14 protein-coding genes are annotated in these 12,564 nt (G+C 59.7%); 9 read left to right on the top strand and 5 right to left on the bottom strand.

What is annotated here, in order from left to right; translation table 11 throughout:
• Window positions 1-50: 50 nt before the first annotated feature.
• The gene (locus PDR5_RS04945) at window positions 51-707 is read right to left on the bottom strand and encodes an alpha/beta hydrolase (protein WP_064593550.1); all 657 of its coding nucleotides are present in this window, start codon (window positions 705-707) and stop codon (window positions 51-53) included.
• A 468-nt stretch (window positions 708-1,175) separates the two neighbouring features.
• On the opposite strand from PDR5_RS04945, the gene PDR5_RS04950 reads away from it, so the two are divergent.
• The 4 genes from PDR5_RS04950 to PDR5_RS04965 all read left to right on the top strand — a co-directional run bounded on the left by PDR5_RS04950 (window position 1,176) and on the right by PDR5_RS04965 (window position 5,338).
• Entirely contained in the window at window positions 1,176-2,207 is a 1,032-nt protein-coding gene (locus tag PDR5_RS04950; RefSeq protein ID WP_007957332.1) for an amino acid ABC transporter substrate-binding protein, read from the top strand.
• A 65-nt stretch (window positions 2,208-2,272) separates the two neighbouring features.
• Window positions 2,273-3,454 carry an amino acid ABC transporter permease gene (locus PDR5_RS04955; protein WP_039769483.1) on the top strand — a complete coding sequence of 394 codons (1,182 nt, stop codon included), beginning with the start codon at window positions 2,273-2,275 and terminating at the stop codon, window positions 3,452-3,454.
• 10 nt (window positions 3,455-3,464) lie between these two features.
• The gene (locus PDR5_RS04960; protein ID WP_007957335.1) at window positions 3,465-4,562 is read left to right on the top strand and encodes an amino acid ABC transporter permease; all 1,098 of its coding nucleotides are present in this window, start codon (window positions 3,465-3,467) and stop codon (window positions 4,560-4,562) included.
• A gap of 11 nt (window positions 4,563-4,573) precedes the next feature.
• Window positions 4,574-5,338: an amino acid ABC transporter ATP-binding protein gene (locus PDR5_RS04965; protein ID WP_007957337.1), complete on the top strand. Its 765-nt coding sequence runs from the start codon at window positions 4,574-4,576 to the stop codon at window positions 5,336-5,338.
• Between the two features lie 52 nt (window positions 5,339-5,390).
• On the opposite strand, the gene PDR5_RS04970 is transcribed toward PDR5_RS04965, so the two are convergent.
• Together PDR5_RS04970 and PDR5_RS04975 are read right to left on the bottom strand one after the other, a co-directional pair.
• Complete coding sequence (locus PDR5_RS04970; RefSeq protein ID WP_064593552.1) at window positions 5,391-5,882, bottom strand: type II TA system antitoxin MqsA family protein; 492 nt, start codon at window positions 5,880-5,882, stop codon at window positions 5,391-5,393.
• A complete protein-coding gene (locus PDR5_RS04975) occupies window positions 5,879-6,190 on the bottom strand; it encodes a type II toxin-antitoxin system MqsR family toxin (protein ID WP_064593553.1) in 312 nt (103 codons plus the stop codon). Before PDR5_RS04975 ends, PDR5_RS04970 begins: the two co-directional genes overlap by 4 nt.
• A gap of 166 nt (window positions 6,191-6,356) precedes the next feature.
• Between PDR5_RS04975 and PDR5_RS04980 the strand changes: the two genes are divergently transcribed.
• The 5 genes from PDR5_RS04980 to PDR5_RS05000 all read left to right on the top strand — a co-directional run bounded on the left by PDR5_RS04980 (window position 6,357) and on the right by PDR5_RS05000 (window position 10,888).
• The gene (locus tag PDR5_RS04980; protein ID WP_064593555.1) at window positions 6,357-7,016 is read left to right on the top strand and encodes a FadR/GntR family transcriptional regulator; all 660 of its coding nucleotides are present in this window, start codon (window positions 6,357-6,359) and stop codon (window positions 7,014-7,016) included.
• The gene (locus PDR5_RS04985; protein WP_064593557.1) at window positions 7,006-8,310 is read left to right on the top strand and encodes a CynX/NimT family MFS transporter; all 1,305 of its coding nucleotides are present in this window, start codon (window positions 7,006-7,008) and stop codon (window positions 8,308-8,310) included. The genes PDR5_RS04980 and PDR5_RS04985 overlap by 11 nt, the downstream gene beginning before the upstream one ends.
• Before the next feature lie 100 nt (window positions 8,311-8,410).
• Window positions 8,411-8,884: a nuclear transport factor 2 family protein gene (locus tag PDR5_RS04990; RefSeq protein WP_064593559.1), complete on the top strand. Its 474-nt coding sequence runs from the start codon at window positions 8,411-8,413 to the stop codon at window positions 8,882-8,884.
• 39 nt (window positions 8,885-8,923) lie between these two features.
• Entirely contained in the window at window positions 8,924-9,226 is a 303-nt protein-coding gene (locus PDR5_RS04995; protein ID WP_064593561.1) for a GIY-YIG nuclease family protein, read from the top strand.
• A 726-nt stretch (window positions 9,227-9,952) separates the two neighbouring features.
• Complete coding sequence (locus tag PDR5_RS05000; protein ID WP_064593563.1) at window positions 9,953-10,888, top strand: glutathione S-transferase family protein; 936 nt, start codon at window positions 9,953-9,955, stop codon at window positions 10,886-10,888.
• 31 nt (window positions 10,889-10,919) lie between these two features.
• Here the strand turns inward: PDR5_RS05000 and PDR5_RS05005 are convergent, their stop codons facing one another.
• Together PDR5_RS05005 and yejK are read right to left on the bottom strand one after the other, a co-directional pair.
• Window positions 10,920-11,270: a glutaredoxin family protein gene (locus PDR5_RS05005; RefSeq protein ID WP_064593565.1), complete on the bottom strand. Its 351-nt coding sequence runs from the start codon at window positions 11,268-11,270 to the stop codon at window positions 10,920-10,922.
• Window positions 11,270-12,274 (bottom strand): nucleoid-associated protein YejK, encoded by a 1,005-nt coding sequence (yejK, locus tag PDR5_RS05010; protein ID WP_039769496.1) that lies wholly within the window; start codon window positions 12,272-12,274, stop codon window positions 11,270-11,272. The genes PDR5_RS05005 and yejK overlap by 1 nt, the downstream gene beginning before the upstream one ends.
• Between the last annotated feature and the right edge of the window lie 290 nt (window positions 12,275-12,564).

The raw sequence follows: 12,564 nt of genomic DNA on the forward strand, positions 1-12,564 counted from the left end.
AACGGGCGCGGCGTAGTGGGATGATCAAAGGGCGACCCCTGTCGCAATTGTCAGCGCAGGCGTTCGCTCAACCATGCGCCGATGTCGCGAATTTCTTCGGGTAACACTTCGTGCTCCATTGGGTATTCCTGCCATGTCACGGTGACACCATGGGCCTTGAGATACTCATAAGCCGTGCGTCCCATGGAGTTCTGCACCACGTTGTCAAACTGGCCGTGCAGCGCCAGCACCGGAATCCGCTGCTGGCTGGCGGACAACTCCAGTTCATCGCTGAACGTCGGCGCGTATGTCGATAGTGCCAGCACCCCGCCCAACGGCCCCTGCCATTTCAGAAACGCGGTGTGATAGACCACGGCGCCACCCTGGGAAAAACCAGCGAGGAAAATTCGCGAGGCGTCTATTCCGCTGCTTCGCTGTTCTTCGATCAATTCGATGATGCGGTCGGCGGAGGCTTCCAGCTCATCGCGGTCGATCGCCCGGGCCGGGCTCATGGCCTTGATGTCGTACCAGCTCGGCATGGCATATCCGCCATTTATCGTCACTGGACGGGTCGGCGCCTGGGGCAGGACGAAACGCGTGCTCAGCAGGCTTTCCTGAAGCGCTTCGGCCACCGGCAGAAAGTCGTAGCGGTCGGCGCCGAGGCCGTGCAGCCAGATCACGCAGGCGTCTGCGGGCTTAACAGGCTGAAGAATCAAGGGCTCGGTCATGTCTGCTCCAAAAATGTGCGGGCGCTCTCATTAAGTGCGTGGTTCGAGTGCGCGTCCGGTTGATCCGTTAAGAAGATGTCGCAAGGTTACAAGTTTTGCTATTGACCTGTCGCCGAATCGATTCCGCGACAGGTGTGGTACGGGCTTTGCTATGGAAGTTTCTGTACGAAGCATCCTACGCGTGGCGGTAACACTATCAGTGTATGACCCGCGACGGGATGGCAACGAATCCGGTGATGGATGTTCGCCAATGGCCGCAACGGGCTTAGCGAACGTGAAAGGGCTACCGCCCGTTCGGCCGACTGGTGAGAAGTGAGTTGTCCATGATGTGGATTGTCTCCTACTAGACTCATAGCGAAGGTCCTGCGTCGGTTGACCCCAAAAAAAGCCAACACGGGTCAACAACGCCTCAAAAGGGTGCGACTGGACTCAAGCTCCGACACAACAAGAGCAAAACTGGAGGTTTGAATGAAGATGTTGAAATCCACTCTGGCGATCGTGACTGCTGCTGCAGTACTGGGTGTCAGCGGGTTCGCTCAGGCGGGTGCAACCCTGGATGCAGTGAAGAAGAAAGGTTTCGTGCAGTGTGGCGTCAGCGATGGCTTGCCAGGTTTCTCGGTTCCGGATTCCACCGGCAAGATCGTGGGTATCGATGCTGACGTCTGCCGCGCCGTGGCCGCTGCCGTGTTCGGCGATGCGACCAAGGTCAAGTTCAGTCAGTTGAACGCCAAGGAGCGTTTCACCGCGCTGCAGTCGGGCGAGATCGACATCCTGTCGCGCAACACCACCATGACCAGTTCCCGTGACGCGGGCATGGGCCTGAAATTCCCGGGCTTCATTACCTACTACGACGGTATCGGCTTCCTGGTAAACAACAAGCTGGGCGTGAAGAGTGCCAAAGAGCTGGACGGTGCAACCATCTGCATCCAGGCCGGTACCACCACCGAGCTGAACGTTTCCGACTACTTCCGCGGCAACGGTCTGAAATACACCCCGATCACTTTCGACACCTCCGATGAAAGCGCCAAGTCGCTGGAATCCGGTCGTTGCGACGTGCTGACCTCCGACAAGTCCCAGCTGTTCGCCCAGCGCAGCAAGCTGGCTTCGCCGAAGGACTACGTGGTTCTGCCGGAAACCATTTCCAAGGAACCCCTGGGCCCGGTCGTGCGTAACGGCGACGACGAGTGGCTGGCCATCGTGCGTTGGGTTGGCTACGCGCTGCTGAACACTGAAGAAGCGGGCATCTCTTCGAAGAACGTCGAAGCCGAAGCCAAAGCGACCAAGAACCCGGATGTCGCTCGTATGCTCGGCGCAGACGGCGAATACGGCAAAGACCTGAAACTGCCGAAGGACTGGGTCGTTCAGATCGTCAAGCAAGTCGGCAACTACGGCGAAATCTTCGAGAAAAACCTCGGCAAGAGCACTCCGCTGGAAATCGACCGCGGCCTGAACGCGCTGTGGAACAACGGCGGCATTCAATACGCACCACCAGTGCGCTGATGGTTCTGTCACCCGGCAGGCCAACTGCCGGGTGACGTTCTGTTCCATTATTTCCGGGGCACTTCATGCAAAATTCAATCGGCGCACCAAAGCAGAGGCTCAGCCTCAGCGATCCACGAGTGCGTGCGTGGGTATTTCAGATCATCACCATCGTGGCGGTGGTCTCCCTGGGCTGGTATCTGTTCGATAACACCCAGACCAACCTGCAACACCGGGGTATCACTTCGGGGTTCGACTTTCTGGAGCGCAGTGCCGGGTTCGGCATCGCTCAACACCTGATCTCCTACACCGAAGCGGACAGTTATGCCCGGGTGTTTGTCATCGGCCTGCTCAACACGCTGCTGGTGACCTTCATCGGCGTGATCCTGGCCACGATCCTCGGCTTCATCGTCGGCGTCGCGCGCCTGTCGAAGAACTGGATCATCGCCAAACTGGCAACGGTGTACGTGGAGGTGTTCCGTAACATCCCGCCACTGCTGCAGATCCTGTTCTGGTACTTCGCGGTGTTCCTGACCATGCCGGGGCCGCGCAACAGCCACAACTTCGGCGATACCTTCTTCGTCAGCAGCCGTGGCCTGAACATGCCGGCCGCGCAAATGGCCGACGGTTTCTGGGCGTTCGTGATCAGCATCGTGGTGGCCATCGTCGCCATCGTGCTGATGAGCCGCTGGGCCAACAAGCGCTTTGAAGCCACCGGCGAGCCGTTCCACAAGTTCTGGGCCGGTCTGGCGCTGTTCCTGGTGATCCCGGCGCTGTGCGCGCTGATCTTCGGTGCACCTGTGCACTGGGAAATGCCGAAACTGCAGGGCTTCAATTTCGTCGGTGGCTGGGTGCTGATTCCGGAACTGCTGGCCTTGACCCTGGCGCTGACGGTGTACACCGCCGCGTTCATCGCCGAGATCGTGCGTTCGGGCATCAAGTCGGTCAGCCACGGCCAGACCGAGGCGGCGCATTCGCTCGGCCTGCGCAACGGCCCGACCCTGCGCAAGGTGATCATTCCGCAAGCGCTGCGGGTCATCATCCCGCCGCTGACCAGCCAATACCTGAACCTGGCGAAGAACTCCTCGCTGGCGGCCGGTATCGGTTATCCGGAAATGGTTTCGCTGTTCGCCGGCACCGTGTTGAACCAGACCGGTCAGGCGATCGAAGTCATTGCCATCACCATGAGCGTGTACCTGGCGATCAGTATCAGCATTTCCCTGCTGATGAACTGGTACAACAAGCGCATCGCGCTGATCGAGCGGTAAGGAATAGCGCATGAGTACTCATACTTTCAAACCCGACATGCCACCGCCGGCCAAGGTCTTCGGCCCGATGGCGTGGATCCGCGCGAACATGTTCTCCAGCTGGCTCAACACCCTGCTGACCCTGTTCGCGTTCTACCTGATTTATCTGGTGATTCCGCCGATCCTCAGCTGGGCGATCATCGATGCCAACTGGGTCGGCACCACCCGTGCCGACTGCACCAAGGACGGCGCTTGCTGGGTCTTCATCCAGCAGCGTTTCGGTCAGTTCATGTACGGCTACTACCCGCCGGAACTGCGCTGGCGCGTGGACCTGACGGTGTGGCTGGCGGTCATCGGCGTGGCGCCGCTGTTCATCAAGCGCGTGGCGCACAAGGCGGTGTACGGCCTGAGCTTCCTGGTGGTCTACCCGATCGTTGCCTGGTGCCTGCTGCATGGCGGCGTCTTCGGCCTCGACACCGTGGCGACCAGCCAGTGGGGCGGTCTGATGCTGACCCTGGTGATCGCCACTGTCGGCATCGCCGGTGCGTTGCCGCTGGGGATTGTCCTGGCGCTGGGCCGGCGTTCGAACATGCCGGCGATCCGTGTGGTCTGCGTGACCTTCATCGAGTTCTGGCGCGGTGTGCCGTTGATCACGGTGCTGTTCATGTCCTCGGTGATGCTGCCGCTGTTCCTGCCCGAAGGCATGAACTTCGACAAGCTGCTGCGGGCGCTGATCGGCGTGATCCTGTTCCAGTCGGCGTACGTCGCCGAAGTGGTGCGCGGCGGTCTGCAAGCGATCCCCAAGGGCCAGTACGAAGCCGCGGCCGCGATGGGCCTCGGTTACTGGCGCGCCATGGGCCTGGTGATTCTGCCGCAAGCCCTGAAGCTGGTGATTCCCGGCATCGTCAACACCTTCATCGCGCTGTTCAAGGACACCAGCCTGGTGATCATCATCGGCCTCTTTGACCTGCTCAACAGCGTCAAGCAAGCCGCTGCCGATCCGAAATGGCTGGGCATGGCCACCGAAGGCTACGTGTTCGCCGCCCTGGTGTTCTGGATTTTCTGTTTTGGTATGTCGCGCTATTCCATGCACCTGGAACGCAAGCTCGACACTGGCCACAAGCGTTAGGAGTTTTTTCGATGAGCGAAGCAATCAAAAAGCCAGTGGGCCCTGAAGGCATCATTCAGATGCAGGGCGTGAACAAGTGGTACGGCCAGTTCCACGTGCTGAAAGACATCAACCTCAACGTGCGTCAGGGCGAGCGTATCGTGCTGTGCGGCCCGTCGGGTTCCGGCAAGTCCACCACCATTCGCTGCCTCAACCGTCTGGAAGAGCACCAGCAGGGCCGCATCGTGGTCGATGGCGTGGAGCTGACCAACGACCTCAAGCAGATCGAAGCGATCCGCCGCGAAGTCGGCATGGTGTTCCAGCACTTCAACCTGTTCCCGCACCTGACCATTTTGCAGAACTGCACCCTGGCGCCGATGTGGGTACGCAAGATGCCCAAGCGCAAGGCCGAGGAAATCGCCATGCATTACCTGGAACGCGTACGCATTCCGGAGCAGGCGCACAAGTACCCGGGGCAACTGTCCGGCGGTCAGCAGCAGCGTGTGGCGATCGCCCGCGCACTGTGCATGAAACCGAAAATCATGCTGTTCGACGAACCGACCTCGGCACTCGACCCGGAGATGGTGAAAGAAGTACTCGACACCATGATCGGCCTGGCCGAGGACGGCATGACCATGCTCTGCGTGACCCACGAAATGGGCTTCGCCCGCACCGTGGCCAACCGCGTGATCTTCATGGACAAGGGCGAAATCGTCGAGCAGGCGGCACCGAACGACTTCTTCGACAATCCGCAGAATGATCGGACGAAGCTGTTCCTGAGTCAGATCCTGCATTGATATCTGATGAATAAAACCAACCCGGCCTTGTGCCGGGTTTGTTTTTTGGGAGTCAGGAAACGGTGAGAGCTTCTTGTTCTTTGTGCTCGGTGAACTTGAAGGCGTTCCTCAGATCCGCCCCTTCACCCAGGGCTTTCGCATCGGCGAGCAAGTGCGGATAGCGATCGAGCAGGCGCATCAGCAGCATCAACGCCTTCGGCGGAAGCACTTCGCCGCGCTCATAGCGGGAAAATGCGTTGTGTCCGCCACCAGAAAGCAGTTGCACCGTTTCTTTTTGCGTCAGGTGCAATTTGCGCCGGATGCGCTTCATCTCGTTACCGATCATTTGTCGGGCAGCAATCACCAGATCATCACCGGCTTGCGTGTAGCGTTCTGCACTATCGGTATCGGCGTCCCACTCGACCTCACCGCATTTGCGACATTCCCAGCCAGCAAGGTCATCGATACGACGTTCCATGCCTTTGACACTGATGGTTTCGCCGCGGCCCTCGAAATGTGTCATTCCCTCACGTGCACCGCAGCTGAAACATTGCCGGGTCTTCATTGGTTTTTCTCCTTGAAGGAGATTACCGGTGGGCCACCTTCGGGGCGGTATGTCACCTTGATGTAAATCTCCAGATCGTGTGAGTGCGTGTGATAAACGTCTTGCCAGACTCGATGATCGTCATAGGTGGTCATCGACTTGTACAACATCCTGTTCTGCAGTTCGAAAACGATTTCTTGCATCTCTATGATGCTGAAGCCGAGATCCAGTCCGGTTTTTTCTGCGCTCTTGGTGAATGCCTGTCTTCCCAGTCGCCTGACCTCAGCCTTGATCACCACCAAGTCGTAATGGGGTGTGTTCTTTTCCATAAGAAACCAAAACCCTGTCCCTGAAATTACCCTTAAAGGGTAATTTTGACTAATCGAAAATCCCGCTCCATTTGCCTCTCTCTGACCCTAGGTGGTTGCTGTCCTACACGGAGCTGACTAACATGTCAGAAAATTCATCCTATGATTGGATGAAAGGGCGAATCCTATGTCAGACATTTCTCCACTTATTAAGCGATCCCTGGTCGATCAGGCCTTGGATCAGTTGCGCCAACGCATCACCGACGGCACGTGGCAGGTCGGTCAGCGTTTGCCGACCGAGCCCGAGCTGTGTGCCGAGCTCGGCATCAGCCGCAACACCGTGCGCGAGGCGATGCGGGTGCTGGCGTTCTCGGGGTTGATCGAGATTCGTCAGGGTGACGGCAGTTACCTGCGGGCGGTGGTCGATCCGATGGACACGCTCAAGGCGCTGTCCAAGTGCTCGCTGGATCAGGCTCGGGAAACCCGGCACATCCTTGAAGTCGAGGCCATTGGCCTGGCGGCCATGCGCCGGACCGACGACGACCTTGTGGCTCTGCGCGAGGCACTGGGGCACGCCGGCAGTCACTACCATGGCGACCTCGACAGCTACATCGCCTGCGATCTGGTGTTCCACCGCCGTCTGGTGGATGCCGCGCACAACCCGACCCTCAGCGAGCTGTATCGCTATTTTTCCAGCATCGTCGGCGCGCAATTACGCCAGACCCTGAACATCGTCCCCCGTCGACAGGAAGTCTTCGATTTGCACGTCGCCTTGCTTGAGGCCGTCGAGCAGCGCGATCCGGAGCGGGCCAAAGCCCTGTCGAGGCAGTTGATCAATGAACCTTGAAACCGAGAAAACCATGTCCCGCCCAGAAGTCTCCCCAGCACCCGTTCGCAAGGCCGAGCTCGAAGAGTTGTTGATCGATGCCGAAGCCGATGACGAACAAGTGCAGCAAAGCCATCCGCTGGTGCGGCGTCCGTGGCTGTTGCTGCTGGGGTTGATTCTGGTGGCGTTGAACCTGCGTCCGGCGCTGTCGAGCATGGCGCCGCTGCTCAGTGAGGTGTCGAAAAGCCTCGGTTTGTCCGCCGCTCAAGCGGGTTTGTTGACGACGTTGCCGGTGCTCTGCCTCGGTCTGTTCGCCCCGCTGGCCCCGATACTCGCGCGGCGTTTCGGTGCCGAGCGGGTGGTCTTGGGGATTCTTCTGACACTGGCCGGCGGCATTATCCTGCGCAGCAATTTCGGTGAGATCGGTCTGTTCGCCGGCAGCGTGCTGGGTGGCGCGAGCATCGGCATCATCGGCGTGTTGCTGCCGGGCATCGTCAAACGCGACTTCGCCAAACATGCCGGCACCATGACCGGTGTCTACACCATGGCCCTGTGCCTGGGTGCGGCGATGGCGGCGGGGTCTACCGTGCCACTGAGTGAGCACTTCAACCATAGCTGGGCCATGGGCCTGGGCTTCTGGGTGATTCCGGCACTGCTCGCGGCAGTGTTCTGGCTGCCGCAAATCGGCCAGAAGCACGGTGCGCACAACGTTGCCTACCGGGTACGCGGTCTGCTGCGGGATCCGCTGGCCTGGCAGGTGACCTTGTACATGGGCCTGCAATCGTCGTTGGCCTACATCGTGTTCGGCTGGTTGCCGTCGATCCTCATCGGTCGCGGGCTGACGCCAATCCAGGCCGGTCTGGTGCTGTCCGGTTCGGTGATCATCCAGCTCGCCAGCTCCCTGGCGGCACCGTGGCTGGCCACCCGCGGCAAGGATCAGCGGCTGGCGATCGTGGTAGTAATGGCGCTGACCCTTGGCGGCCTGTTCGGTTGCCTGTACGCGCCGATCGAAGGCCTTTGGGGCTGGGCGATCCTCCTTGGCCTGGGGCAGGGCGGCACGTTCAGCCTGGCGCTGACCCTGATCGTGCTGCGCTCGCGGGATTCCCATGTCGCGGCCAACCTGTCGAGCATGTCCCAGGGCTTTGGCTACACCCTCGCGTCGATGGGGCCATTCGCGGTCGGCGTGGTGCACGACTGGGCCGGCGGCTGGAACGCCGTGGGCTGGATCTTCGGCATCATCGGTGCCGGGGCGATCCTCGCCGGCCTCGGTGCCGGTCGCGCGCTGTACGTGCAGGTGACAAGCGAAAAGGTCTGACGCGCACACATTGTCGGTATTCGGAATGCGAATGCCGATAGTGTTTCGGGCGTTTGCGGATTATCGTGCTGGCAATCTGTACATTTCCTGGAGATTGCCCATGAGTGAAGAAGCCCACAGCGCCCTGATCACCCGTTTCTACCAGGCTTTCCAGCGCCTCGACGCCGAGGCCATGGCCGCCTGCTACACCGACGACGTAGTGTTCAGCGATCCGGCCTTCGGCGAGCTGCGCGGGCGCGATGCCGGCGACATGTGGCGCATGCTCACCACCCGCGCCAAGGACTTCTCCCTGACCTTCGACAACGTCCGCGCCGACGAACGCAGCGGCGGCGCCCACTGGGTGGCGACCTACCTGTTCAGCCAGACCGGCAACGTTGTGATCAACGACATCCAGGCACGCTTCGTCTTCCGCGACGGCAAGATCTGCGAACACCACGACCACTTCGATCTGTGGCGCTGGTCGCGTCAGGCGCTGGGCTTCAAGGGCCTGCTGCTGGGCTGGACGCCACTGGTGCGCAACGCCGTCCGCGCCCAGGCGCTGAAAGGGCTGAAGGCATTTCAGGCGAGTCGCTGATAAGATCGCGGCCTGTTTTCCTTACGCCTGAATTGCCCCGTGACCAGCCTCAGCGAAAATCCTCTCGATGCCGACGTTCCAGTGAGCAAATCCTGGTTCGTCTACCTCGTACGCGCCGCCAACGGTTCGCTGTACTGCGGGATCAGCGATGATCCCGTGCGCCGCTTCGCCAAGCACCAGAGCGGCAAGGGGGCGCGATTCTTTCTCTCAAGCCCGGCGATGGCGCTGGTCTACACCGAGCGTTGTCGCGACAAGGGTGATGCGTTGCGTCAGGAGCGGTTGATCAAGAAGCTCAGGAAGAGTGCGAAGGAATGTCTGGTGGCGTCTTATCGACCTGACTGAATAAGCCCTCGAACCTTGTAGATATCCCTTCCGTAGATTCGGCACGTTGCATAAACAACAGGCAAGAAAAAACCGCCCTTGTAGGCGGTTTTTTCTGTAAACCTCGGTTTGCGGCCGGGGTTTACCGCATCTCACTGGATACACTGGCGCAGGCCAAGAGTATTCGTCTTTACGTCACCAGGCAAGCCTTGAAACACCCATTCCAGAGAATGCGATTTTGAGCTCATTTGTTTAAATGACGGTATAGCAATCCGATTACTATTCGTCCGCTCGCATGCCAATGCAGCTTTGAGGTCTGGCTGATCGACGTAACGGTTTCATGCCCTCTGACATGGGGTTGCTCCCGTGCCGGAATGATTTTTCAGGGGGATCACAACCGGCCGCCTCATTGGGTACATTGGCGTGTATTCCGAAGGCGTACGTGGTCCGGTAAGCACGCTGGAGGTTTGGCCCCCAACCGGAGGCCAAAACGTATGAAGCTTTTGCTGCGTACTCTGAGCCTCGTATGGAGGTCGTTCAAAGCGTTTCGCTTTTACGAGTTCCTGCGAGATCACTTCGATGACCTGATGTAAGGTCCTTGATGTGGAAAGCCGTCTCAGCCTTGGCTGAGGCGGCTTTTTAGTGCCTTATCAACCTGACTGATCAGTTCCCATCAGCCGGATCCGTAGGCTGCGAACGAATTGCACGCTAAGCTGCGGGCTCACTTTCTGTGCGGCGGAGCCGAGCATGTCCGAGTTGATTCTGCATCATTACCCGACCTCTCCATTCGCCGAAAAGGCCCGGTTGCTGTTGGGTTTCAAGGGCTTGTCCTGGCGCTCGGTGCACATCTCGCCGGTGATGCCGAAACCGGACCTGACTGCCCTGACCGGTGGCTACCGCAAGACCCCGGTGCTGCAGATCGGCGCCGATATCTACTGCGACACCGCGCTGATCGCCCGCCGCCTCGAGCAGGAAAAGGCCCAGCCTTCGTTCTTCCCGGAAGGCCAGGAGATGATCGCCGCCAGTTTCGCCGCCTGGGCCGATTCGGTGGTGTTCCAGCATGCGGTGAGCCTGGTGTTCCAGCCGGAATCGGTGGCGGTGCGTTTCGGCAAGTTGCCGCCGGAAGCGATCAAGGCGTTCCTCGCCGATCGGGCCGGGCTGTTCAGTGGTGGCAGCGCGACCAGGCTATCGGCCGAGCAGGCCAAACACAACTGGCCGACTGTCATGGCACGTCTGGAGCAACAGTTGCAGCGTGAAGACGGTGACTTCCTGTTCGGTGAGCCTTCGATTGCCGACTTCGCCATGGCCCATCCACTGTGGTTTCTCAAGGCCACGCACGTGACGGCGCCGTTGGTGGATGCTTATCCGGCAGTGTCGGCGTGGCTGGGTCGGGTGCTCGGTTTTGGCCATGGCGCGGCCAGCGAGATGAGTTCGGAGGAAGCACTGGAGATCGCGCGCAGCTCTAAGCCCGTAGCGTTGCCGGATGAGGTGTTCACTGATCCGAACGGGTTCGTGGCAGGTCAACAGGTGCTGATCGCAGCGACAGACTACGGTGTTGATCCGGTGGCCGGTGAGCTGGTGTTTGCCGGTCGCGAGGAGCTGATCCTGCGCCGTGAAGACGAACGCGGCGGAGTGGTGCATGTGCACTTCCCGCGTTTCGGTTTCCGGATCGAGAAACGCTGAAACAACTGAGGGAGCCGATTGGCTCCCTCGTTCATTTCAGTGCAGCGAGAATCTCGTCCGGATCGAACCCGCGGATCAACGTGCCATTGACGTCGATCAGCGGAATCCCGCGTCCGCCCAGCGCTTCATACGCCTTGCGTGCTTCGGCATCCTTCTCGATATCGAATTCCTTGAACGCAATGCCTTTCTGATCGAGAAAGCGCTTGGTCTGCTTGCAGTAGCCGCACCAGTCTGTGGCGTACAGCACAACCCTTGCGTTGGCGCGAACCTGCTCGGACGCCATCTGCGACGGGTTGAACACCCGCTCGATCTTGCCCCAGTTCTGATAGACCACGACCACCAGCAGAACCAGCAGAACCTTTTTCAGCACATTGCCGAGCATCAGTTGCGGCGCTTCAGTTGATCGGTCAGCGAGGTCGGCAGGCCTTTGATGACCAGGGTCCCGGCTTCTTCGTCGTACTCGATTTTCGAGCCCAGCAGGTGCGCTTCAAAGCTGATCGACAGGCCTTCGGCGCGACCGGTGAAGCGACGGAACTGATTGAGCGTGCGCTTATCCGCCGGGATCTCCGGCGACAGGCCGTAATCCTTGTTGCGGATGTGATCGTAGAAGGCCTTCGGGCGTTCTTCGTCGATCAGCTCAGACAGTTCTTCCAGCCCCATGGGTTCGCCGAGCTTGGCCTGGCTGCTGGCATAGTCGACCAGGGTCTTGGTCTTCTCGCGGGCGGAATCTTCCGGCAGGTCTTCGCTCTCGACGAAGTCGCTGAAGGCCTTGAGCAGGGTGCGGGTCTCGCCCGGGCCGTCGACCCCTTCCTGGCAGCCGATGAAGTCGCGGAAGTACTCCGAAACCTTCTTGCCGTTCTTGCCCTTGATGAACGAGATGTATTGCTTGGACTGCTTGTTGTTCTGCCACTCGGAAACGTTGATCCGCGCCGCCAGGTGCAGTTGACCGAGATCGAGGTGGCGCGAAGGCGTCACATCCAGTTCATCGGTCACCGCCACGCCTTCGCTGTGGTGCAGCAGGGCGATGGCCAGGTAATCGGTCATGCCTTGCTGATAGTGGGCGAACAACACGTGGCCGCCGACCGACAGGTTCGATTCTTCCATCAGCTTTTGCAGGTGCTCGACCGCGACCTTGCTGAACGCGGTGAAGTCCTTGCCGCCTTCCATGTATTCCTTCAGCCAGCCGCTGAACGGGAATGCACCGGACTCCGGATGGAACAGCCCCCAGGCTTTGCCCTGTTTGGCGTTATAGCTCTCGTTGAGATCGGCGAGCATGTTCTCGATGGCTGCGGACTCAGCCAGTTCGGAGTCACGGGCGTGCAGGACTGCGGGTGTGCCGTCGGGTTTTTTGTCGATCAAATGGACGATGCAATGACGGATCGGCATAGGCTTCTCGGCTGGTGGAAGGGAGGAGGGCGGGCTCCCCCGAAAAAGCGCCCAGTGTACCGCAACCACTGGATTTGGCGCGGGGTGAAGGGCAAATCCGGGTCACCCGGCGGTCCTTATGCATTTATTTACCGATTTAGCGCAATAAACCTGACCATTTGGCTAGCTAGAGGCGGATATTTCCTTGTCTCTGTGCTAGTTTTGCCCGGTCTTGTGCGAAGTCACCGCGACAAGCATGCATTCAGCTTTTGTCAGGTCGAACCAAACCTTGATTTCGGCATCTATAACCC

Source organism: Pseudomonas sp. DR 5-09 (genome assembly GCF_001655595.1).
Classification (GTDB): domain Bacteria; phylum Pseudomonadota; class Gammaproteobacteria; order Pseudomonadales; family Pseudomonadaceae; genus Aquipseudomonas; species Aquipseudomonas pharyngis.